Annotated in this window: 19 protein-coding genes; 1 reads left to right on the top strand and 18 read right to left on the bottom strand. The window is 65.0% G+C overall.

Going from position 1 to position 22209, the window contains the following annotated elements; translation table 11 throughout:
- Positions 1 to 6 precede the first annotated feature (6 nt).
- The 18 genes from WMC41_RS01985 to WMC41_RS01900 all read right to left on the bottom strand — a co-directional run bounded on the left by WMC41_RS01985 (position 7) and on the right by WMC41_RS01900 (position 17308).
- Positions 7 to 564, bottom strand: a complete 558-nt coding sequence (locus WMC41_RS01985; protein ID WP_272804426.1) for a rod-binding protein — start codon at positions 562 to 564, stop codon at positions 7 to 9.
- 279 nt (positions 565 to 843) lie between these two features.
- On the bottom strand, positions 844 to 1242 hold the full coding sequence (locus WMC41_RS01980; RefSeq protein WP_272804425.1) for a hypothetical protein: 399 nt from the start codon (positions 1240 to 1242) through the stop codon (positions 844 to 846).
- A 2-nt stretch (positions 1243 to 1244) separates the two neighbouring features.
- The gene (fliR, locus tag WMC41_RS01975; RefSeq protein ID WP_432346874.1) at positions 1245 to 1997 is read right to left on the bottom strand and encodes a flagellar biosynthetic protein FliR; all 753 of its coding nucleotides are present in this window, start codon (positions 1995 to 1997) and stop codon (positions 1245 to 1247) included.
- Entirely contained in the window at positions 1994 to 4081 is a 2088-nt protein-coding gene (flhA, locus tag WMC41_RS01970) for a flagellar biosynthesis protein FlhA (protein ID WP_244767555.1), read from the bottom strand. The genes fliR and flhA overlap by 4 nt, the downstream gene beginning before the upstream one ends.
- 285 nt (positions 4082 to 4366) lie before the next feature.
- Entirely contained in the window at positions 4367 to 4633 is a 267-nt protein-coding gene (gene fliQ, locus WMC41_RS01965) for a flagellar biosynthesis protein FliQ (protein ID WP_244767554.1), read from the bottom strand.
- A complete protein-coding gene (flgD, locus tag WMC41_RS01960; RefSeq protein ID WP_244767553.1) occupies positions 4630 to 5076 on the bottom strand; it encodes a flagellar hook assembly protein FlgD in 447 nt (148 codons plus the stop codon). Before flgD ends, fliQ begins: the two co-directional genes overlap by 4 nt.
- Positions 5070 to 5516, bottom strand: a complete 447-nt coding sequence (flbT, locus tag WMC41_RS01955; RefSeq protein ID WP_244767552.1) for a flagellar biosynthesis repressor FlbT — start codon at positions 5514 to 5516, stop codon at positions 5070 to 5072. The genes flgD and flbT overlap by 7 nt, the downstream gene beginning before the upstream one ends.
- Positions 5513 to 5866, bottom strand: a complete 354-nt coding sequence (gene flaF, locus WMC41_RS01950) for a flagellar biosynthesis regulator FlaF (protein WP_244767551.1) — start codon at positions 5864 to 5866, stop codon at positions 5513 to 5515. The genes flbT and flaF overlap by 4 nt, the downstream gene beginning before the upstream one ends.
- A gap of 38 nt (positions 5867 to 5904) precedes the next feature.
- Complete coding sequence (locus WMC41_RS01945) at positions 5905 to 6972, bottom strand: flagellar hook-associated family protein (protein WP_244767550.1); 1068 nt, start codon at positions 6970 to 6972, stop codon at positions 5905 to 5907.
- 3 nt (positions 6973 to 6975) lie between these two features.
- Positions 6976 to 8388, bottom strand: coding sequence for a flagellar hook-associated protein FlgK (flgK, locus tag WMC41_RS01940; protein ID WP_432346873.1), 1413 nt, complete (start codon positions 8386 to 8388; stop codon positions 6976 to 6978).
- Positions 8389 to 8432: 44 nt separating this feature from the next.
- Complete coding sequence (locus WMC41_RS01935; protein ID WP_432346872.1) at positions 8433 to 9632, bottom strand: flagellar hook protein FlgE; 1200 nt, start codon at positions 9630 to 9632, stop codon at positions 8433 to 8435.
- A gap of 111 nt (positions 9633 to 9743) precedes the next feature.
- Positions 9744 to 10418 carry a transcriptional activator Rem gene (gene rem / locus WMC41_RS01930; protein WP_244767547.1) on the bottom strand — a complete coding sequence of 225 codons (675 nt, stop codon included), beginning with the start codon at positions 10416 to 10418 and terminating at the stop codon, positions 9744 to 9746.
- Positions 10419 to 10699: 281 nt separating this feature from the next.
- The gene (locus tag WMC41_RS01925; RefSeq protein WP_272804421.1) at positions 10700 to 11278 is read right to left on the bottom strand and encodes a transglycosylase SLT domain-containing protein; all 579 of its coding nucleotides are present in this window, start codon (positions 11276 to 11278) and stop codon (positions 10700 to 10702) included.
- A complete protein-coding gene (locus tag WMC41_RS01920; RefSeq protein ID WP_432346871.1) occupies positions 11202 to 12623 on the bottom strand; it encodes a flagellar hook-length control protein FliK in 1422 nt (473 codons plus the stop codon). Before WMC41_RS01920 ends, WMC41_RS01925 begins: the two co-directional genes overlap by 77 nt.
- Entirely contained in the window at positions 12620 to 13933 is a 1314-nt protein-coding gene (gene motC, locus WMC41_RS01915; RefSeq protein ID WP_432346870.1) for a chemotaxis protein MotC, read from the bottom strand. The genes WMC41_RS01920 and motC overlap by 4 nt, the downstream gene beginning before the upstream one ends.
- Positions 13934 to 13937: 4 nt before the next feature.
- Complete coding sequence (locus tag WMC41_RS01910; protein ID WP_432346869.1) at positions 13938 to 15161, bottom strand: MotB family protein; 1224 nt, start codon at positions 15159 to 15161, stop codon at positions 13938 to 13940.
- Positions 15158 to 15811 (bottom strand): hypothetical protein, encoded by a 654-nt coding sequence (locus tag WMC41_RS01905; RefSeq protein WP_432346868.1) that lies wholly within the window; start codon positions 15809 to 15811, stop codon positions 15158 to 15160. The genes WMC41_RS01910 and WMC41_RS01905 overlap by 4 nt, the downstream gene beginning before the upstream one ends.
- Positions 15812 to 16123: 312 nt before the next feature.
- Positions 16124 to 17308: a flagellin gene (locus WMC41_RS01900; RefSeq protein ID WP_244767541.1), complete on the bottom strand. Its 1185-nt coding sequence runs from the start codon at positions 17306 to 17308 to the stop codon at positions 16124 to 16126.
- A 772-nt stretch (positions 17309 to 18080) separates the two neighbouring features.
- Here WMC41_RS01900 and WMC41_RS01895 point away from each other — a divergent pair.
- Complete coding sequence (locus WMC41_RS01895) at positions 18081 to 22160, top strand: beta strand repeat-containing protein (RefSeq protein ID WP_432346867.1); 4080 nt, start codon at positions 18081 to 18083, stop codon at positions 22158 to 22160.
- Positions 22161 to 22209 lie beyond the last annotated feature (49 nt).

Raw genomic sequence — 22209 nt, 5'->3', positions numbered from 1 at the left:
CTCCGCTTAGATCTTCGTCTCATGTTCCTTGATGCCCGGCGTCAGGTCGGCAAAGGCTTGCCGCTGCAGGGCGTGCACCATGCCGGTTGCGACACGGTCGGTGTTCTTGTCCTTCTCCGGCGAGGCCGCGCCGATGCCGCTGCTCTTGGCGAGGCTCTCGGCAAGGCCGATGCCGCCGCCCTTGGCGAGCGCTTCGCCGAGCTGGTCGGCCATCATGCCGCGCCACATCTCGCCGGCCGTGCCCTTGCCGTAGATCTCTTCGCTCTCGGTCGGCATCATCGACTTCACGAAGTTCTGCAGCACCATCGATTCGAACTTGCGCAGATGTTCCGGCACGGCCTTGCCGCCGGCGGCGGAAACGCCCTGCGCCGCATGGGCGCCGGCCGAATCGCGGTTGAGAATGCTGCCGACGGTGGCCTGGAAACCGGCGCCTGCCTCGGCAAGGCTCGTCGCCTCGAAGGCGGCCCTGTTCGATTTCAGCCTGGCCTGCGCTTCCTGAACCTGGGCCGGGTCGGCAGCGCGCACGACATCGAGCACCAGGTCGCTGGGGGGAGAAATTGCCACGTCCTTGAGCCTTTCAGGTGATCCTCGTGGCCGAACCCGTCTTCATGGCGGTTCGCCGGCCTCTGACCTTTCAGGACATCGGATCCATCCGCGCCGCGCTTGCGGCTGCTTCGACAAACCTCGTCATCGTCCTGACGCGACTATCGCTGCTCAACCTTACGGGAGGCTGGTGGCGGATGATGGAGGCGCGAGGCGGGCGCATAGGCACTCCACTTTGACGCAAGCTTGATAAGGCCGCGGTAAATCGCCTTTCGTTACAGCGGCTTATTCCATCAGCGCCTATTCTTCAGTGCCCTTGTAGGCAATGTGCTGGTCGATGAGGTCGTAGATCGAATTGTCGGCCGCCTCGCGCTCCTCGGCACTGCGGGCTTCCTTGCGGTGCTCCTCCATGCGGTCGCCCTTGGTGCGCTCGCGCACCACGCGCATCTCGTGCATCTGCTGCACATTGGCCAGCATCTGGTCCTGCTGCTGCAACTTGCTGTACTGGCCGGAATAGTGCCGCGAAAAACTGCGGTGGATCGGATCGAGCGAGTTGATCGCGCCGGCGACGACCTCCATCGTCTCGGCGATCTCCTCCCGCTGGCGCGTGGTGTTGGCAAGGTCGAGCTCCGCCATCTTCTCCAGATGACGCTGCACGCTGACGAGGCGCTTCAGCTTGTCCGAACGGTTTTGCGCCATCGCTACTCCCCCCGGAAGACCGGAGTGAAGCCGGCCGCAAAGATCTCAAGCAGCGAGGAGACGCCGAAATAGAGAAGGAGCAGCCCGCCCATGATGATGAAAGGCAGCGAGACGAAGTAGATGGGGATCTGCGGCGCCAGCTTGTTGATGAGGCCGACGGAGACGTTGAAGACCAGGCCGTAGAGGATGAAGGGGCTCGCGAGCCTCAGCATGATCATGAAGGTCTGGCTCAGCGTGTCGGTGAGCGTGATCAGCGCACCCTGCGGGTTGAAGCCCGCGCCGATCGGCATGACATTGTAGGATTCGACCAGCGCCCGCATCACGACATGGTGGAAATCCAGCATGAAGAGCACCAGCAGGCCGGCGAAGGAGAGAAGATTCGTCAGCTGGTTCTCCGCCGTGTCTTCCAGCACGTCGGGCGTCGGCGGCGCGTTGAAGCCCATCATCATCGTCAGCACCGTACCGGCGAATTGCAGGCCGAGCACGTAGTAGCGGGCGATGAGGCCGATGACGGCGCCGGTCAGCGTCTCGAAGATGATGAGCGTGAGATAGCTGTCGAGCGTGCCGGAGGTGCGCGGGTAGATCGTATCCCACAGGATCGGCAGCACCGCCATGGAGATCGCCACCGCCAGGAACAGACGGATCTGGATCGTCAGGCGCGCGGACGAAAACCCCGGCAGCAGCATGAAGCACCCGCCGACACGGCAGAAGGCGGCGAACAGCGCCAGCACCGTGCCCTGCGGGTCCGCAATCATGAAATGGAGCCGAGGATCTTGATCTCGATGCCCTTGGCGAGCTCGACATGCGAGAGAACCGGCAATGTGGCGAAGAGGCGCTCGATGATCATGCGCACATAAGAGCGGGATTCGGGCGAGGTGACCAGCACAAAGGGCGTGCCGCGATCGAGAAACTCGCGGATAACCCGGGTCGCCTGTTCGGAAAACTCCTCGAGCTGGCGCGGATCGATGTCGAATTCGACGATTTCGCCCTTGCTGTCGCGCTTGAGCGCCTGGTGGAAGACCATGTCCCACTTGTTGCCGAGGCGCAGCACCGGCAGCACGCCGTTCTCCGCCAGGTCGCCGCAGATCTGCTGCGACATGCGGATGCGCACATGCTCGACGATCTGCTCGGTCTTGCGCACATGCGGGGCGAGTTCGGCGACCGCTTCGAGGATGAGGTGCAGGTTGCGGATGGAGACGCGCTCTGCAAGCAGCAGCTTCAGCACGGCCTGGAGGCCGGAATAGGACATGTGCGAGGAGCAGATCTCGTCGGCCAGCTTGCGGTATTCCGGATCAAGCCGCTCGATAAGCGCCTTCACGTCCTTGTAGGACAGAAGCTGCGGCAGGTTGTTGCGGATGACCTCGGACAGGTGCGTGAGAACCACCGAGACGTTGTCGATCGGGTGGAAGCCCTCGCGACGCAGGTCGTCCGCGAAGGTTTCGAGGATCGAGACCGCCGGCATGCCGAAGGCCGGTTCGCGGATGTCGTCGCCCGGCACGCTCGGCTTGCGCCCGCCGCCGGTGACGACCAGAACCTCGCCGACACGCACGATGTTGGAGGCGATCGTCGTGCCGTGGATGCGGATCTGGTAGGACTTGTCCGGAATGGAGATGTCGTCCGAAACCTTGATTTCCGGCACGACGAAACCGTATTGTCCGGCGAACTTCTTGCGCATCTTGCCGACACGGAAGGCAAGCTCCTGATGCGCGCCGAGAAGGCGGGTGGAGACCTGCTTGCCGAGGAGAAGCTCGATCTCGGCGGTCTTGAGCACCGACTTGACCGAATCCTTCTCCTGGTCGCGGCTCTGCTGGACCTGCTGGGCCTCCTGCTCGCGCTTGACGCGGTTTTCCTCCGCGATGCGCCGCGGGATGATCCAGGCGCTGAAGGCCATGACGCTGCCGAGCACCATGAAGGGAAGGAAGGGCAGGCCCGGCATGATGGCGAGCAGGATCATCAGGCCGGCGGCGACGAAGAGCGCACGCGGATAGCCGGAGAGCTGGTTGATGACCGCCTGGTCGGTGGAACCGGCGGTTCCGCCGCGCGAGACGATGAGGCCGGCGGCGAGCGAGACGATGAGGGCCGGGATCTGCGAGACGAGCCCGTCGCCGACCGACAGTTTCACGAAGACGTCGGCAGCTTCGCCCAGTTCCATGCCGTGACGGAAGTAGCCGATGATGATGCCGCCGAAGACATTGATGGCGGTGATGATGAGACCCGCAATGGCGTCGCCGCGCACGAACTTCGAGGCACCGTCCATCGAACCGAAGAACGAGCTCTCCTCTTCCAGCTCGCGGCGGCGCAGCTGCGCCTGCTTCTCGTCGATGAGGCCGGCGGAAAGGTCGGCGTCGATCGACATCTGCTTGCCGGGAATGGCATCGAGGGTGAAGCGCGCGCCGACTTCGGCGATACGCGTCGCACCCTTGGTGATGACGATGAAGTTCACCACGATGAGGATCATGAAGACGATGATACCGATGACGAAGTCGCCGGACATGACGAGGCTGGCAAAGCCGGCGATCACGCCGCCCGCCGCGTCGTGCCCCTCATTGCCGTGCGAGAGGATGACGCGCGTCGTCGCGATGTTGAGCGCGAGGCGCACCATGGTCGCGATGAGGAGGACCGTCGGGAAGGACGAGAAGTCGAGCGGGCGCTGGATCCACAGCGCCACCATCAGGATCAGCACCGAGAAGGCGATGGAGAACGCCAGCCCGATGTCGATCATGAAGGCCGGGATCGGCAGGAAGAGGATCGACAGGATCGTCAGGATGCCCACGGCGAATGCGATATCGCGGCCGCTGGGGCTGACCTTCGGAAGGTTTATTGCCGGTACTTGCGCCATCTGGATGCGTCCCGTCTCATCATGAGAGGCGGCGGCGCGTCACACGCGTCGCCCATTTCACCCCATGACCTACCCGGCGAAGCTTGCGCGAGGGTGGCAGCGGGTTCCCGCGGCTTCGGGCGCTTGGGAACTGTGGAACCTCGGGACGAGCCCGAGGATGACGGGGAGGAGAGGCTCGGCACCACGAAATGGTGCGGCATGCGGGACGGTGCCGACGACCGAACCACATCCCTTTTGTCGTCATCCTCGGGCTCGACCCGAGGAACCACGCCCCAGGCGCCGGCCTTAGAAGCCGCTCTCTATCCGGGAGAAGACGATATTGGTGAAGATGGAGATCTGCGCGCCGATGAAGGGCGCCGATATGGCGATCGTCACGAAGATCGCGAGGATTTTCGGCACGAAGGTGAGGGTCATTTCCTGCACCTGGGTCAGCGCCTGCACGAAGGCAATGGCGACGCCGACGATCATTGCGGCAAGCACAGCCGGGCCGGAGGCCACCACCACTGTCCAGATGGCGGCCTGCGCGATGTCGAGGGCGTCTGCCTCATTCACGTTTCGGTTTCACTCGCCTTGGTTTCGCTGACCTTCACGCCGGGGCCGATGACGAGCGTCTTGCCCGAATCAAGCGTCGCGACGATACCGTCATTATATAGCGTGACGTCCGTGACGACGCCAGAAATCTTGCCGTCCTCACTGGTGACGGTGCGGCCGATGACGGAGTTGGCTTCCTGCAGCGAGGTGCGCTGCAACAGGCTTTCCAGGTTCTTGTTCGTCTTGATGGTCTGCTCGACCTGGGAGAAGGTCGCAAGCTGCGCCATCTGCTGGGTCGCGTCCATCGGCTCGGTCGGATCCTGGTTCTTCATCTGCGCCACGAGCAGCTTCAGGAAGCTCTCGTAGTTGATCGTCGCCGACTTCTCGTCGGTGGTGGATTCGGCGCCGGTGACGGTCGGCACATAGGACTGGGAGGCGCCCGCGGCGCCGACGGGCGTTACCATGGGGCGATCTCCCTGCGGATCTGTTCGACCGTGGCCGGTGCCATTTCCTGGTTGTTGAGGATGCGATCCTCGATCGGATAGAGCGCGCGGATCGCCTTCAGCGCTTCGAAGGCACGGCCCTGGGTGACGAGGGCGTCGACGCGCTTCAGCTCGGCGAGCACCTCCTCGTTCTTGAAGCAGGAGAGCAGCATGATGACCGACTTGCGGAACATGGCGATCGACTGCTCGGCGCCCTCCGGATTGATCAGCGACATCTGCGCGATGAAATAGAGTTGGCGAAGCGGCGTCGTGGCCTGCTCGGGCTGCAGGACGTGGTTTTCCAGAAGGAACGTGACATCGTTCAGGAACTCGATCGCAACCTTGCGGTCGACCCTCAGGACTGCGCCGTTGACGAAGATGCGCTCACCGGACTTCAGCGATATACGCAGTGTACTTTTCATTTGATGCCATCCTTGATGATGGTGGTGATGTCGATGATGCCCTGGAAATTCGAGGATTCGCGTTTGCGGATCTTCTCGATTTCCTTGAGAATCCAAATGGCGATCGAGATGAGGTTGGCCCGAAGCTCGGCCTCGAGCTGGTTTTCCGGATCTCCGAGATCTTCGATGAAGCGGATCCAGACGCGGCGGGTGAAGTAGATCGCCTCCACCGCCTCCCGGCTCTGGTTTCCGCCGTCGCTGGCCATTGCCGCTTTCAGGAGCGCAATCGACCGATCGAGGACCTGCCGTTCCCGATCCTTCGAGACGGCGACGCCTTCCTCCATGATCTCGGCATATGAAAACTGGTACATTCAGACATCCTTCATGTGTGTCCGTACCCTCTGGTTCATCAGAGGTAGTTCAATAGGCTCAGGTTCTGGATCCTCGACGTGAGCGTGTAGGCGAGCGAAAGCTGCGATTCGAGCGTGGTGACGCGGGTCGCCGCCTCGTAGGTATCGATGCTTTCCATGTCCTTGATGCTGGTGCTCAGGATGGCGACCTGGGCATTGAGCGAGGTGTTCGCCTGGCTGACGCGGGCCTCGGAAATGCCGAGCTTGGAACGTTCGCCGTCGATGCCGGAGATCGCCCGGCCCATATAGTCGATCGCTGCGTCGCTGACCGTCTTGCGGGTCTGCTCGCTGATGCCGAGAGCCATCAGCTCCTGCCCCAGGACGAGACCAAGCGCCATGTAGCGCATGCCGTCCACATTGGTGTTGGTCGAGCTCTGGACGGTCTCCGCGGCGCTGATGCGGCTCTGCATGTTCTCGTCCGACGCATTCGACCAGTTCGTCTGCCAGCTCGAGGTCGGGCCGACAAATTCAGCTTCGAGCTTCTCGACGAAGGCCTGCATGTCCGACGCCGTGATGTCGGAGACCGCGGCGTCCGTCTTCTGAAAACCGAAATGCGCGAAGAACGTATCGTCGAACACGTCCTTCGGATTCTGTTCAGGCGGCGGCAGGTCCTGGGAATATTCCTTGAGCGGCATCACGTCCGTGTTGATGCCGGCAAAGAGGTATTCGCCGCTGAACGAGGTGTTGGCGGCCGAGGTGAAGGCCGAGAACGCGTTGCCGAGATTTTCCTTCGCGAGGTCCAGCTGGTCCTGCGAGGTGATGCCGGAAAGCGCGATCAGCACGCCCATCGCATCGTTCGCCGCCGTCGACATCTGGCCGAGCGCCTCCTGCGAGGCGGCGAGGCGCTGCGTCGTCAGCGCGTTGGTGCTCTTCAGCGATTCCATGCGCTGGAGATCGCGGTGCAGGTTCAGCGTGCGCGCCGTCTTGGCGCCGAGCACGGCGCCGACATCCGCATGGCGGCCGGTGACCGTTTCCTCCTGAAGCTGCAACATCTCCTTCTGCGCGCTGGCCACGGTGAGCCGCATCGCATTTTGAAGGGACATGTTGGAAACGAAAGAAGTCTTCATAACTTACCCCGCCGCCTGAAGGAGGGCCGCGATCATTTCATCGACCGCCGCCACGAGCTTGGCCGACGCCTTGTAGGACTGCTCGAGGTCGAGCAGCAGGGCGAGTTCCTCGTCGAGGCTGACGGCCGTCACGTTGAGAAGGGCCTCCTGGGTACGCCCGAGCAGCGCGGCCTTGTCGTCGCCCGCCGTCGTCGCGGCCCTGCGGATCTCCTCCAGCCAGCCGACCGAGCTGGTCGAGAAGGAAAGGAGCGTCGTCGTCGTTTCGATGGATGCGTCCGGGTCGAAGGACATCGGCGCCTCGAAGGCGGACGTATAGCCGTTCAGAAGATCCGAGAAGCTGGCATTGTTGCCCGTGTTGTAGACGGCGTTGATCCCGTCCCGCAGCTTCGTCGGGCTGCCGCCTTCGCTCGATATGACGTCGGGGTTGACCCTGATGACCGCAGCGAGGCCCGGATCCGTGACGGCGGGCAGGCCGTTGCTGATGAAGAGGCCTTCGACCCCGCCTTCGGAGAACACCTCGATGACGCCACGGGCGACCTCGTCGAGCTGCTTCTGGAAGGTCGGCGCGACGTAGTCGCGGATCTGCAGGAGGGCCGCGATCGTGCCTTGCGCGCTGGTATTGCCGCCGGCCCCTGCCTGGACGGGCACGCCGTCGATGAGCACCTGGTTGCCGTCGACGGCAGCGGTGAAGGTGGTCGTGGGCTGGAAGCTGACGGTGCGCGGCACGGTCTCGAACAGCACCGTGCCGTCGCTGGTGTAAAGCGCCAGGTCGTTGTGCGTGCGGTTGACCGCGGTGACGCCGACGATCCCCGAAATCTCGGTCAGCAGCTTGTCGCGCTGGTCGAGCGCGTCGTTGACGTCCGTTCCGGCGGCCGTGCCCAGGCGGACCTTGTCGTTGTAGGTCTTGAATTCGCTGAGCAGGCGGTTGAGTTCCGTCACCGCCGTGTCGATGTCGGCGTCCGCCTCGGCCCTCAGCTTCTGCAGGGCATTCGACGTGCTGTTCAGCGAATTGGCGACGTCGATCGCGTCCGACACCACCGTTTCGGCGAGCGAGATCTCGCTCGGCTTGTCGGCGAAGGTCTGGAGATTGTCGCGCAGCTTCGCCAGATAGGTGGAGGGGGAGATCTCATAGTCCTCGCCGCCCATCATCATCTTCATCTGCGTCAGGCCGGCCAGGAGCGTGTCCTGGCCGCTCGACTTGGAGATCGAGAGCAGGTTCTGCTTCAGCAGGGCCTCGTTCTGGGCACGCTGCGTTTCCACCACCGTGGCACCGGAGGTAGCCGTCGCGAGGATCGCGGCGCGGCGCGCGTAGTTCGGGTTGCTTGCATTGGCAATGTTCTTCGACGTGACGGCCGATTGAAGGCCGACGTTGGAGAAACTGGACTGAGCAGTCTTCATTGCTGCTGAAAGCGACATCGGATCTACCTAATTCTCGAATGCACGCGCGGCGTCATGCCGGCTTATCTCTTCAGATTGACGAGGACTTCCATCAGCTCGGAACCGGTCTGAAAGACCTTCGAGTTGGCCGTGTAGTTGCGCTGCGACTCGATCATGCTCGTCAGTTCTTCCGCGATGTCGACGTTGGAGTCCTCCAGCGCGCCGGAAACGATCGCTCCATAACCGTTGGTGCCGGCGTAGCCCATGACGACGACGCCCGAGTCGTTGCTCTGCGCATAGATGTTGCCCGGCAGCGGCTTCAGGTTGTCCGGGCTCTGCACGGATGCCATCGCGATCCGGAATTTCGGCGTCAGCTGCCCGTTGTCATATTTCAGCGAAACGACACCATCCTCGCTGATCTCGTAGCCGGTGACCTTGCTGGCGCCATTGCCGTTGATCTTGCCGTTGGACACGTCAAACGGGGAGGCGAGCTGGCTGGAACCGCCGATGCTGATCTCAAGCTCGCTGAGTTCGGCGCCGTTGATGGTCTGGGCCGCCGTGGTAATGCTTGCCGGCGAGGGCGTGAGCAGCTTGCCTTCGGCATCGAACGTCATGGGCGTGGGGCCGGCGATCGTGGTGCCTTCGTAGGTCGCCTCGACCGTCCAGGCATTGTCACCCGTCTTCACGTAGTTGAATTCGATCAGCCGGGTGTTGCCCTGGCTGTCATAGGCGACGAGAGAGGTCGACTTCGAATAGCCCGCCACTTCGTTGGACGGCAGGTTGACGTCAAGCGCACCTGCCGTCGAGCCGGTCGCATTGAGCGCGCCGGAGGCAAGGTTGATCTCCTGGAGACCATCGAAGCCGTTGACGACGATCGTCGGGTCCTCGGTGGAGGAATATTCGTATCCCATCAGCTTGAAGCCGGAGGAATTCTGCAGCGAGCCGTCGTCCATGACGGTGAAGGCGCCGGCGCGGGTCATGTATTCCTGGCCGTCCGTGCCCGAGACGATGAAGAAACCCTTGCCGTTGATGGCAAGGTCCGTCGCCGATGTCGTGTAGGTGAAGGTGCCCTGCGCGGAGATGGAATAGCGCACATCCGTGTTCACGCCGCCGGAATTGTAGGAACCGCCGGTGGTGGGCAGGATCAGCGAGGAGAACTGGGTGGAGGCCTTCTTGTAGCCCGTCGTGTTCGCGTTGGCGATGTTGTCGGCAACGGTGCTCAGGCGATTCGCCTGCGCATTCATGCCGGAAACACCCGTTCTCATCGTACCGTAGAGGCTCATGTCATTTCCCCGTTCGTCTCATACTCAGGACCCTATGGGACGGGCCTTGCGTGAAGCTGGCTGCCGAGCCGCCTGGCAGGGTCCGCCTCCCCGCCGGCCGGCTCCATCGGCTCAGCCCTGCCAGTCGATGCAGTAGCCAAGGAAGCGCTTGGAATCGATCGGGTCGAAACCGAGCTTCTTGCGCAGCTTCTTGCGCAGCTTGCTGATGTGGCTTTCGACGACGTTCTCCTCGACGTCCTCGTCGAAGATGCCGTAGATCGCGTTGAAGATCTGGGTCTTGGAAAGCCGGCGGCCGCGGTTGGCGACCAAATATTCGAGAATGCGGCGCTCGCGGCGCGGCAGGGGGAAGACGTCACCGGCGATTTCCGGGTCGCGACCATCGGAGAAGACACGGATCGGGCCGATATCGGTGTAGTTGGACAGCGCCTTCAGGCGGCGCCGGATGGCCGCCGCACGGGCCAGGATCTCACGGGGATGCACCGGCTTGCGCACGACGTCGTCGACGCCGCTGTCGAAGAGGGCAAGGGTGGTTTCCAGGGAGGGCGTGTCGCTGACCGCGATCACCGGGGCCTGCGAGCGATCACGGATCGCCCGCGGCAGCTCCATGGAGAGCTGGCCCTGGCCGATCAGGAAAGCCTCGACCGCATCGATGTCCGAATCGGCCGCGGTGTTCACCCACTCGCCGAATTCACGGGGATCGAACCCCGTCGAGGGCACGCCCTCGCGACCAAAAAGAGAAGTATAGCCGTCTTTAACGAGCTCGCGCTCATCAACCACTACGATCATTCGTCCGCCTCCGAATCAGTGTGGTGCCTCGTTCAGGCAGTGGTACGAATCGGGCGAATCACCGGCAACTAGAGAAAGTGACTGGGTGGAATTAACAGTTGATTAAGAATTGCGTGCCGATTTGATCTACATATAGTGGCTTTCGGCGGATTTCGCCACAATTTTACGGTGGAAAAGTTAACAAAGGTTAACGTCATGCCTTGCCGTCCCAAAACTGGGCGCATTCCTGCCACATTGCGGCACAGGCCGTCATCGGGTCAATATTTAAACTTTTAGTTGAATTACCGGCAGAATTGCTTCGCGTTCGCCGTCCAGCTTCCATAGCCCGTCGCGACCAGGTTCGCGATCACCCGGCAGACATAGCGCTTCTGCGCCGGGTCGTTGTTGGGGCCTGCGTGATAACGTGCGACGGCCATCGTCCAAGTCTCGTGCCGGGCGTGCAGGCGCGCCAGGAAGGACGCCGCATATTCGACATTCTTGCGCGGGTCGAACATTTCCGCGGGCGAGGCGAACTGGTCGCCGTGGAAGTGATGATTGATCTGCATGCAGCCGAGGTCGATCAGCTTGGCGCCCTGTGCCCTCGCCGTCTCGAATGCCCGCAGGGCGTCCTTCCTGTCACGGCCGAAGAAGGCCTTGCCCTCGATGTTCATGGCATAGGGCTGGAGCGATCCCTTCCGGCCGGTCTCGGTGAGACCGACGGAATAGAGGATGCCCGCCGGGATGTCGTATTTCGCAGCGGCGGCGAGGATTTCCCGCTCGCAGGCGCCAACGGAGGCTCCGGCGTCAGAGATAGACGCCGCCAGAGCGCTGAGGCTGGCCGCCAGCAGAGCCAGGAGCGGTGTCCGACGTGTTGCCCTCATGAGAGGCTCCCTCGCGTATAAAATTGCCCGTGCCCTCTCCGCCGCCCTGACGGCCATTGCCGCCCTCGCGGGCCTGCGGCTGGTTCGAGAACTGCTGCTGTTGCTGCTGGCTCTGGCTGTCGCCCTGCTGCGCATTCGCGCTCCTGTCGGCCGGCGCGAGCTGGACGCTGACCTGGTCGACGGCAAAGCCCTGACCGCGCAGCGCGCGCACGATCGCGTCCTGATCATCGGTGAGCTGGCGATAGGCCTCTCCCGTCTCCACCTGCAGCGAGACGACGAGGTCGTCGCCGTGCAGGCGCAGCGTCGCCGTCACGAGACCGAGCTCGATCGGGTGCATCTGGATCTTCAGCGTGTTGACGACCTTGCCGGTGGCCGCGGCCTCCGAATGGCTGAGCCCGCCGGTGGCGCTGAGCGAGGCTGCCCATTGCGGATCCTGCGTGATCGCCGTCGTCACGGCCCCCGCATTGCCGGCCTGCGCAAGGCCGATGTAGCGGCGTGCATCGACCACGGTCACCGTCTCGCCCTTCGGCCCGGTCGGGTTCGCATCGCGGAACGTCGCCCGCTCGCCCTTGTCCGAAAGGCTCATGTCGAGATCCCGCCCCTTGCCGTCGGCGCGGATCAGCCGGAAGAGCTGGTCGGCATCCGACTGGGGCACGTCGCCGGCATCCGCGGTGTCGGCCATACGGGTTCCATCGGCCCTGGCCGCGGCATCGGCGCGCGCATCGACCTTGGCCGATGCCTTGTCTCCGACCTGCCGCTTTGCGTCCGGCACCGCGTCGGGCACGCCGGCCTTCGCAGCCGCATCGAGCGGCACGGCATTCGGCGTCGCCAGCATCTCAAGGAGATTGCCGACATCCGTTCCCGCTTTCGGCACGGCTTCCTGCGTTCCGTCCGCCGCCGTGGCGCCGTCGTCCACGGCCGCCTCGTCGGCATCACGCGCGACGGTCCTGCCCTCGTGCGTCTCGCCCTGCGCCTTGCGGCCTTGGCGGCCTGCGGCCTCCAGCAGGGCCGCCGCCTTTTCGTCAAAGGGACGGTTGTCCCCTTCAGGCGTAGCGACGCCGGCCTTGCCGGCGGCACCGGCCAGCGCCGCGGCCTCGCGGCGCGCAAGCTTCACCCGCCCCTCGTCAGCCTCGCCGCCTTCCCGCTGGCCGCGACCGGCCGCGCCGGAGACGGACAGCCGTCCGCCCTTGCGCCCGCCATCGCCCTCCCGTCCGGAAAGGCTGGCAATCGCATTGGCAAAACCGCCCTCTTCCGAAGCGCCTGCGGCATGGCCGTGGCCGGCCTTGCCCTTGCCCGGCGCCTGCCCCTGCACGATGCCCAAAACCCCGCTACCGATGGTGCTCAACTGCCTTCTCCCTTCAACAGCGCGTCGATTTCGTCGAGCTTGGACCTGCCGCTCGAAACGAATGTATCGAAGGCCGGATCGATGCCCGCCTTTTCTGGCTGCTCTTTCTTTTCCTGTTCCGGCTCGATTGCGGCGACCGGCGTCTCCTCGCCGCCCGCCCGCGGATCCATCGCCCGGTCGGCCAGCCCGGCTTCGCTCAACCCTTCGCGGGCAGCGTCCTCGGCCTCTATGGGCGTGGCGACGTCCGCCTCCGCCTTCGCCGCCGGTTCGCGCAGCACCTCCTCGGCCACGGCGCGGGCCGCGGCCTTCAGCGCGCGATCCTTCGCCGAGAGCTTGTCATCGGGGATGGCGATGATCGATTCCATTGCCGCCGCCACATCGCCGGAGGGAACGGAGGCGAGGCCCGAATAAAGGTCCGCCAATACCTTCGGCACGCTCTCCCCGTCGCCGGACAGCACCTGGGCGCGCTCGGCGGCGAGCGAGGCGAGCTTGTTCTTTCCAGAGATCGCGGCCAGGCGCGCCATGCGCAGATAGACCTCGCGCCGGCGCGGCACATCCATGAAGGAGAGGAGTTCAAGGATATCATCTTCCTTGATGGCCCCGTAGTGGTCGACCGCCAGCTTGACGAAGAGATCGGCGAACTGGCTGGCATAGGGCGAGCGCAGGTAGCGGCGCGCATAGCGGTTGGCATAGACCATGCTCTTGTCGATCCAGCCCGCCTCGCTGGCGATGTAGATCGAGCGGCGCAGCGCGGCCTCCTCGACGATCGTGCCGGGGGCGACGAGCCGCGCCCAGTCGAAATAGGTGAGCGCCAGCGCCGGGTCCTTGCGCATGACCGAGTTGGCCGAGACGAGGGCCAGATAGGGGCCGACACGCGAGTGCTTGTATTCCGGGAAGATCTCCGCGAGCGACTTGACGCTCTGCGTGCCGCGACCGCTGAGGTAACTGCGCAGAGCGTCGGTCAGGCGGGAATCGAAATGCCCGTCGACATCCTTCCTGATGAGCACTTCCAGCGTCTCGGGATTGCCGCCGCTCATCGCATAGACGAGCGCAGCATCCACATTGCGCGGGTCGTCGAAGAGCGCGGCTTCTCCCGTGCGCAGCCGCTCGTCGATGGTGCTCAGCAGGAAGCGCTGCATCTCCATCGCCGAATGGTCGCCGAGCGCCACCGTGTCCTGCACATATTGCAGCGAGCGGATCATCTTGTAGGGCGCAAGGTCGTCGAGGTTCTCGCCACGCGCGGGCGCCACGGCAGAAAGCGCCGTGCACAAGACCGTGCCTGTCAGGAAAACGCGCCGCAAGAAGCCCATGGCGTCAGCTGCCCTCGGCCTGGATGAGGATTTCGATGCGGCGGTTGGCATCGGCCATCGGATCGGCCGGGACCTTCAGGCGGCGATCGGCAAAGCCGGTCACCTGGCTCACGCGCTTCTCCTCCAGGCCGCCGCGCACCAGCATGTAGTAGGCGCTCTGCGCGCGGTCCATGGAAAGGCGCCAGTTGTCGTTCTTGCCGCCGGCGAAGGGACGGGCGTCGGTATGGCCGCGGATGGCGATGGCGCCCGGGCGGCCTTCCAGCACCTTGCCGATCTTCTCCATCGCCAGAACCATCTCGCGCTTGGGCACCGCCGAGCCGATGTTGAACATCGGCGTGTCGAGCTGGTCGGTGAGGCTGACGAGCAGGCCCCCCTCGGCGGGCGTCACGCTGAGACCCTCGGCCAGCTTGCCGAGCTTGCCGATCTCGGCGGTCAGCTGCTTCCTCAATTCGTCCGCCTTCTTCTCCTCGGCGGATTTCTTCTCGTCTTCCCTGGCCTTGGCGGCCTCCGCAGCGGCCTTTTCCGCCTCGGCCTTCGCGGCCGCGGCCTTCTCCGCCTCCTCCTTGGCGAGCGCCTGCTTCACGGTGTCGTCGCTGGCAGCCGCCATCTGCTGGCCCGGCGTGCCCTCGCTGCCGGCATCCGTCGCCTCGGAGATCTGCACCTGCTGCGTCCAGAAATCAGGATCGAACGGGTCACGGTAGGCTTCGCCGCCATTGGCGCCGGTCGCCGGCCCCGAAGTGGCGGCACCGCCCTCGCCCTTGGCGCTGACATTCGCCTGCTGGCCGACTTCCTGCGCGATCTCCGAGAGCACGGAATAGGGATTCTCGAAGAAATTGGCCTCGGAATACTGCACTTCCTCGCCGGCCGTCGTCTTCTCGTCCTTGCCGCTTTCCGCGCCGTTGCCGCTCGCCTGCTGCTGGCCCTGTTCCTTGGACTTGTCCTGCGTCGCCTCGCCTTCGGCGCTGTTGGCCGGCTTCTTCACCGATCTGTCGGCCGGCTTGTCGTCGGTCAGCTTGATCGGATTGAAATAGGAAGCGACCGAGGCCTGGGTCTTCTCGTTGGCGGCATTGACCAGCCACATCACGAGGAAGAAGGCCATCATCGCGGTCATGAAGTCGGCATAGGCGATCTTCCAGGCAGCCGAATGATGGTCGCCCTCGTGATCGCCATGACGCTTGACGATGATGATCTCGTTCTTGCCGTGGTGGTGATTTTCGCCTTCGCTCATGCAAGCACCTTGCGTACGGTGTCAGCCCAGGCCGCCATCCGCGTTACGAGGACGGTGTCGCCGAACTCTACCGTCAAATCGACATCCTGCATCTCGACATGCCGGAAGACCGGCGCGGGTTCGTCGAAATGCGATTCCAGTTGCTGGAAGAGGTTTGCCGGCCCCTTCACCGTTATCGCCATGCCTTCATCACCCTGCAGGCCCTCGGCGATCATGCGGGCAAGGTCGGCGATCGCGCCCCTCGCCAGCACGTCGTTCATCACCGGCGCCAGGACCTCGGCGGTATCGGCGGCGACGCGCTCGGCCACCTCGCCCGTGAGCGTGGAAAACCGCTCGGCGAGGTCACGGGCGTAGTCCTTCTCGTAGCGCGCCTTCAGGTTGTCGAGCTCGGCCTGGTGCGCCTCCTTCAGGGCCGCGATCTCGGCCTCGTGCCTGGCACGAAGCTCCGTCTCGGCTTCCGCCCTGCCATCCGCGAAGGCCTCGGCACGCTCGGCGGCAAGATCCACCGGCGGCTCGGCCGATGGCATGACGAAGGCCTGGGCCGCAGCGCCACCCCCGTCATCGCCGAAGGACGGCGGCTGGAAGGCGGGGGCCCTGGGGCGCGGCGGAGCGCCGAAATCCTTGAGGTAGCGGGCAAGCTGCACGCTCATCGCGCGCCCTCCTGCCCTGCCGCGTGCCGGACGAACGCGAGAAAGGCCCGACGGGAACCCCGCGGACCGCTTCGACGCTCGCTCTCGAAAACACTGGAACCTGACACCACCGCTGACCTGTCTCCTTAGACACCGCGCCTTCCGCGAGGCGAAAGGCACACAATCTTCCTGATCGTGCCATCGAGCCTAGGGTTTCAAACTTGTGCGAGGATGAAGATAAAAGGTGTTGGGCCGCGCCAGGGCAAATAACGCGGCCCAACCGCCCGCCTCGGCCGATGACCAACGGCCGGGGCGGAAGAGAACCTGCCGCCCTTACTGGCGGAAGAGCTGCAGGATGTTCTCGGCGCTCGAATTGGCGATCGACAGCGACTGGATGCCGAGCTGCTGCTGGGTCTGAAGCGCCTTCAGGCGGGTCGATTCCTCGTTCATGTCCGCATCGACCAGGCGGCCGATGCCCTTGTCGATCACGTCGTTGAGGCTGGCCACGAAACTCTCCTGCATCTCGATGCGGGTCGAAATCGCCCCGAGGTCGGCCGCAGCGCTGGTCATCGCCTCCAGGGCCGTATCCACCATCTTCAGCAGGCCATCGATCTGGCCGGTCGTCGTCGAATTGTCGATGACCATCGTGTCGACCGAGGATGTCGTCGCGGCCACGACATTCGCCGTATCGACGGCCCAGAGGCGGCCGAGCGAGTCCTGGTAGGCAGCCTCCTGGTTGGGGACGGTGGTCTGGTTCACGGCGATCACCCAGGTGTCGTCGGCGACCTTCACGTAGTTGTTCACGCCATCGGTGGCATAGCGGCCGTCGAAGGTGGAGGAACCGGCGCCGGCGGCAATGACCTCGTCCGTGGTAAATGCCTCGACGGTATGTTGGGTAACTGTGCCGCCCACGTTGATATTGAGCGCAACGGCTGGTCCTTCGATCACGGCCGCCTTGTCGAGAATGCCGAGATTGCCGCCTTCGTCGAAGAGGACGGTTCTGTCATCGAGCATGTAATCGACCGTCTTGACGGAGACGGCGCCCGTCGCATTGCGGACGAAGGAGGCGACGACGCTCTTTTTCACGGAACCGCCGGCCGTCGTCAGGTCGGCCTGCAGCCAGTTCTCGCCGGAGAAGGAGGCGCCTTCCGCGATGCTGACGAGCTGTGCCTGGAGCTGGGTGATCTCTTCCTGGATCTTTGCCTTGTCGACACCCTCTTCCGTCGCGGCGACAAGCTTCGCGCGGATTTCCGTCACGACCTCGATGGCCGATTCCAGACCGGCATAGGCCGTATCGACCTTGGCGGCACCGAGGCCGAGAGCATCCTGGACCGTGGCGAGGGCGCGGTTGTCGGAGCGCATGGTGGTCGCGATCGACCAGTAGGCGGCGTTGTCGGCGGCAGTTTCGACGCGCATGCCGGAGGAGACGCGGCTCTGCGCGGTTTCAAGCCCGTTGTCGATGGAACGAAGGGTCTGCAGCGCCGCCATGGCGGCGGAGTTGGTCAATATGCTGGTCATTGGCATTTGCCCTGGGAAAGGAATTGTCGGGGAGCATGCCGGAGTGAGGCGGGACCGGTAACGACGAAGGGGCTTCATGCATCCGGCGCCGCTCGTTTGCCCTGGGCGCCGGTTCATCGCTCTTAAGAAAGGGTTAACAGCGAGTGGTTAACAAATGGTTAACGGCTTGGCGCACGATCAAAGAAAGATGAAGATTGCGTTTATCGTCCGGAGCCAGATTTCACGGTTCGCGGCAAAGGCGACGAAAGGCGACATCTGCTTCATGGGTGCCGCCGGCGCCGCCCGGCATTCTGGCCTGTCCTGGCACAACCTGCGCACCTCTGCGGCGAGGCCGCGCTTGCCGGGAGACAGAGCGGGACAGGATACAACCGGAGCTGCGCGCCTGTTAACCCAAAATTAAACGCTACCGATTTAGAACTTAGCATGGTCGAAAAGGGCCGCTGGGGCAATTTTGCTGCCTTGTTCAGTCGGCCCCGGAACAGCATAGCCAATGCACGGCGTTTGCGACCAAATGGCGTAGGGATCGGAGCTGGTGTCAGTTCCGCGCATGATGCCCTTCCGATGCGCTGGCTCGTTCGAGCCATGTTTCAAGTGACATTGTTTTCGTCCAACCGGACGTCCGGACCGTTAGCGCCGTGGATGGCGCTCGACCGAGCGGTACACGGCGGGTGCCTTGCGCGCCTGGGACCCGAGGAGAAGATCGAATCTCTTCCCGCACGGTCGGTGGAACGAAAACGACGTTTGTCATCCGCTAACACAAGGGCGCGCGTCCATGACTTCAATCATTACCAATCTGACTCCCAGCCAGATCCGGAACCTTTCCACGAGTGCGATCCAGCTTCTCAACAGCGCGGACGTCGCGGCACTGACCTCGGAAAAGGTCGCGGCGCTCAGCGCCGCCCAGCTCAACGCCTTCACGTCGAGCAGCCTGCTCTCCTTCACCTCGGAGCAGATCGGCTCGATCGCCGTCAAGTCCATCGCCGGCCTCAGCGCCAGCCAGATCTCGTCGCTCACCTCAGGCCACATCGCGGGCCTCAAGGCCACGCAGGCAGCGGCCCTGACCAGCGCCCAGGTCGCCACCTTCACCACGGATGAAATCGCCGTGCTGAACTCCGCGCAGATCGCGGCCCTCGGCTACCAGGTCCTCACCACCATCGATTCCGCCGAACTGGCGCTGTTCACCACCGACGAGCTCGGCGCCATCAACGCCAAGGCCATCGCCGGCATCAGCACAGCAGCCCTCGCCGGCATCGCAACCGCCAGCATCGCCGCCCTCGGCACTGGCCAGATCGCAGCCCTCTCCAGCGCCCAGCTCAACGCGCTTTCCACCGGCCAGCTCGGCGCCCTCGGCACCGGCCAGCTCGCCGGTCTGACGGCAAAGCAGGTCGGCACGCTGAGCTCCACGCAGGTCGCCGCCCTCAGCACGGCCCAGATCGCGTCGCTGTCCAGCGCGCAGATCGGCGCACTCACCAGCGGCCAGGCTGCAGCCCTGTCCACGGACCAGATCGCGGCCCTCACCTCCACGCAGGTTGCCGGCCTCAGCGCTGCCGCCCTCAAGACGATCGATTCGGCGGAACTTGCCCTGTTCAGCACGGGCGAACTGGCCGCCATCAACGCCAAGGCCTTCGCCAGCCTCGATGCGGCCGCCCTCGCCGGCATCGCATCGGCCAGCATCGCCAGCCTCAACAGCGCCCATATCGCGGCCCTGACCAGCGGCCAGGCCGCTGCCCTGTCGACGGATCAGATCGCGGCGCTCACCAGCTCGCAGGTCGCAGCCCTCAGCGCCGCGGCCCTCAAGACCATCGATTCGGCGGAACTCGCCCTCTTCAGCACCGACGAACTGGCCGCCATCAACGCCAAGGCCATCGCCGGCCTCAGCACCGGAGCCCTTGCCGGCATCACGACGGCGGCCATCGGCGCCCTCGGCACCGGCCAGATCGCCGCTCTCTCCAGCACCCAGCTCAATGCCCTGTCCACCGGCCAGGTCGCAGCGCTCGGCACCGGCCAGATCGCCGGCCTGAGCGCCAAGCAGGTTGCAACGCTCAGCTCGACCCAGGTTGCCGCTCTCGGCACCGGCCAGATCGCCGGCCTGTCGAGCGCCCAGATCGGTGCCCTGACCAGCGGCCAGGCAGCAGCCCTGTCGACGGCGCAGGTCGCCGCCCTGACGAGCTCGCAGGTCGCAGCGCTCAGCGCCGCCGCCCTGAAGACCATCGATTCGGCGGAACTCGCCCTGTTCAGCACGGATGAGCTTGCGGCCATCAACGTCAAGGCCCTCGCCGGCCTCAGCACCGGGGCTCTTGCCGGCATCACGACGGCGGCCATCGGCGCCCTCGGCACCGGCCAGATCGCCGCGCTCTCCAGCGGCCAGCTCAACGCCCTGTCCACCGACCAGCTCGCAGCCCTCACGACCGGCCAGATCGCCGGCCTGAGCGCCAAGCAGGTCGCAACGATCAGCTCGACCCAGATCGCCGCTCTCAGCACCGGCCAGATCGCCTCGCTGGGCAGCGCCCAGATCGGTGCGCTGACCAGCGGCCAGGCAGCGGCCCTGTCGACGGCGCAGATTGCCGCGCTCACCAGCTCGCAGGCCGCAGCGCTCAGCGCCGCCGCCCTCAAGACCATCGATTCGGCGGAACTCGCCCTCTTCAGCACGGATGAGCTCGCGGCCATCAACGTCAAGGCCCTCGCCGGCCTCGACGCCGCGGCACTCGCCGGCATCACGACGGCAGCCATCGGCGCCCTCGACAGCAAGCAGATCGGTGCCCTCACCAGCGCCCAGTTCAATGCCCTGTCCACCGGCCAGATCGCGGCCCTCAGCACCGGTCAGCTTGCCGGCCTGAGCGCCAAGCAGGTCGCAACGATCAGCTCGACCCAGATCGCAGCCCTCAGCACCGGCCAGATCGCCTCGCTGGGCAGCGCCCAGATCGGCGCGCTGACCAGCGGCCAGGCAGCAGCCCTGTCGACGGCACAGGTCGCAGCCCTGACGAGCTCGCAGGTCGCGGCCCTCAGCGCCGCCGCCCTCAAGACGGTCGATTCGGCGGAACTGGCCCTCTTCAGCACGGATGAACTGGCGGCCATCAACGTCAAGGCCCTCGCCGGCCTCGAGGCCTCGGCGCTTGCCGGCATCACGACGGCGGCCATCGCCGCCCTCGGCAGCAAGCAGGTCGGTGCCCTCACCAGCACCCAGCTGAATGCCCTGTCGACCGACCAGCTCGCGGCCCTCACGACCGGTCAGATCGCCGGCCTGAGTGCAAAGCAGGTCGCCACGATCGGCTCGACGCAGATCGCAGCCCTCAGCACCGGCCAGATCGCCGGCCTGTCGAGCGCCCAGGTCGGCGCCCTGACCAGCAGTCAGGCGGCAGCCCTGTCGACGGCGCAGGTCGCCGCCCTGACGAGCTCGCAGGTCGCTGCCCTCAGCGCGGCAACGCTCAAGACCATCGATGCCGCGGAGCTCGGCCTGTTCAGCACGGATGAGCTGGCGGCCATCAACGTCAAGGCCCTTGCCGGTCTCGAAGCCTCGGCACTCGCCGGCATCACGACGGCGGCCATCGGCGCCCTCGGCAGCAAGCAGGTCGGTGCCCTCACCAGCACCCAGCTGAATGCCCTGTCCACCGACCAGCTCGCGGCCCTCGCGACCGGCCAGATCGCCGGCCTGAGCGCCAAGCAGATCGCTTCGATCAACAGCACGCAGATCGCAGCCCTCAGCACCGGCCAGATTGCCGGCCTGTCGAGCGCCCAGGTCGGTGCCCTGACCAGCGGCCAGGCAGCAGCCCTGTCGACGGCGCAGGTCGCCGCCCTGACGAGCTCGCAGGTCGCAGCCCTCAGCGCCGCCGCCCTGAAGACCATCGACTCGGCGGAACTGGCTCTCTTCAGCACAGATGAACTGGCGGCCATCAACGTCAAGGCGCTGGCCGGCCTCGAAACCGCGGCGCTCGCCGGCATCACGACGGCGGCCATCGCGGCCCTCGACAGCAAGCAGATCGGTGCCCTCTCGAGCGCCCAGTTCAATGCCCTGTCCACCGGCCAGCTCGCGGCCCTCACGACCGGCCAGCTCGCCGGCCTGAGCGCCAAGCAGATCGCTTCGGTCAGCAGCACGCAGATCGCGGCCCTCAGCACCGGCCAGATCACAGCTCTCGACTCCAAGCAGATCGCGGCCCTGACGAGCAGCCAGGCAGCAGCCCTGTCGACGGCACAGGTCGCCGCCCTGACGAGCTCGCAGGTCGCAGCCCTCAGCGCCGCCGCCCTGAAGACCATCGACTCGGCGGAACTGGCCCTGTTCAGCACGGATGAGCTCGCGGCCATCAACGTCAAGGCCCTGGCCGGCCTCGAAACCGCGGCGCTCGCCGGCATCACGACAGCGGCCATCGCGGCCCTCGACAGCAAGCAGGTCGGTGCCCTCACCAGCACCCAGCTGAATGCCCTGTCCACCGGCCAGCTTGCAGCCCTCAGCACCGGCCAGATCGCCGGCCTGAGCGCCAAGCAGATCGCTTCGGTCAACAGCACGCAGATCGCGGCCCTCAGCACCGGCCAGATCGCAGCTCTCGACACCAAGCAGATCGCAGCCCTGACCAGCGGCCAGATCGAGGCCCTGTCGACGACGCAGGTTGCCGCCCTCACCAGCACGCAGATCGCCGGCCTCAGCGCCGCCGCCCTGCAGGCGATGAGCTCGGACGACATCAAGACGTTCACGACCGAAGAGATCGCTGCAATCGGCCTGAAGGCCCTGCAGGGTCTGGCCACCGAGGACATCGCAGCCCTCGACTCCGCCCAGATCATGGCCCTCAAGGCCGAGCAGATCGCCGCCATGAACTCGGCACAGGTCGAAGCCGTGATCCAGGCTTACGCCGCGATCTAATATTGACATCCGGCGGCGCGGCCGAAACCGCGCCGCCGCCATCTTCCGC

Origin of the sequence: Shinella yambaruensis (genome assembly GCF_050859155.1) — a bacterium.
GTDB classification, from domain to species: domain Bacteria; phylum Pseudomonadota; class Alphaproteobacteria; order Rhizobiales; family Rhizobiaceae; genus Shinella; species Shinella yambaruensis.
Note: the sequence above shows the minus strand (reverse complement) of the source record. Positions and strands in the feature narration are given on the sequence as shown.

Bases quoted from the DNA above. Each gene is read 5' to 3' on its own strand.
- WMC41_RS01980 (WP_272804425.1), bottom strand. From the start codon at position 1,242: ATGGCGCAAAACCGTTCGGACAAGCTGAAGCGCCTCGTCAGCGTGCAG.
- fliR (WP_432346874.1), bottom strand. From the start codon at position 1,997: ATGATTGCGGACCCGCAGGGCACGGTGCTGGCGCTGTTCGCCGCCTTC.
- flhA (WP_244767555.1), bottom strand. From the start codon at position 4,081: ATGGCGCAAGTACCGGCAATAAACCTTCCGAAGGTCAGCCCCAGCGGC.
- flgD (WP_244767553.1), bottom strand. From the start codon at position 5,076: ATGGTAACGCCCGTCGGCGCCGCGGGCGCCTCCCAGTCCTATGTGCCG.
- flbT (WP_244767552.1), bottom strand. From the start codon at position 5,516: ATGAAAAGTACACTGCGTATATCGCTGAAGTCCGGTGAGCGCATCTTC.
- flaF (WP_244767551.1), bottom strand. From the start codon at position 5,866: ATGTACCAGTTTTCATATGCCGAGATCATGGAGGAAGGCGTCGCCGTC.
- WMC41_RS01945 (WP_244767550.1), bottom strand. From the start codon at position 6,972: ATGAAGACTTCTTTCGTTTCCAACATGTCCCTTCAAAATGCGATGCGG.
- flgK (WP_432346873.1), bottom strand. From the start codon at position 8,388: ATGTCGCTTTCAGCAGCAATGAAGACTGCTCAGTCCAGTTTCTCCAAC.
- WMC41_RS01935 (WP_432346872.1), bottom strand. From the start codon at position 9,632: ATGAGCCTCTACGGTACGATGAGAACGGGTGTTTCCGGCATGAATGCG.
- rem (WP_244767547.1), bottom strand. From the start codon at position 10,418: ATGATCGTAGTGGTTGATGAGCGCGAGCTCGTTAAAGACGGCTATACT.
- WMC41_RS01925 (WP_272804421.1), bottom strand. From the start codon at position 11,278: ATGAGGGCAACACGTCGGACACCGCTCCTGGCTCTGCTGGCGGCCAGC.
- motC (WP_432346870.1), bottom strand. From the start codon at position 13,933: ATGGGCTTCTTGCGGCGCGTTTTCCTGACAGGCACGGTCTTGTGCACG.
- WMC41_RS01910 (WP_432346869.1), bottom strand. From the start codon at position 15,161: ATGAGCGAAGGCGAAAATCACCACCACGGCAAGAACGAGATCATCATC.
- WMC41_RS01905 (WP_432346868.1), bottom strand. From the start codon at position 15,811: ATGAGCGTGCAGCTTGCCCGCTACCTCAAGGATTTCGGCGCTCCGCCG.
- WMC41_RS01900 (WP_244767541.1), bottom strand. From the start codon at position 17,308: ATGACCAGCATATTGACCAACTCCGCCGCCATGGCGGCGCTGCAGACC.
- WMC41_RS01895 (WP_432346867.1), top strand. From the start codon at position 18,081: ATGACTTCAATCATTACCAATCTGACTCCCAGCCAGATCCGGAACCTT.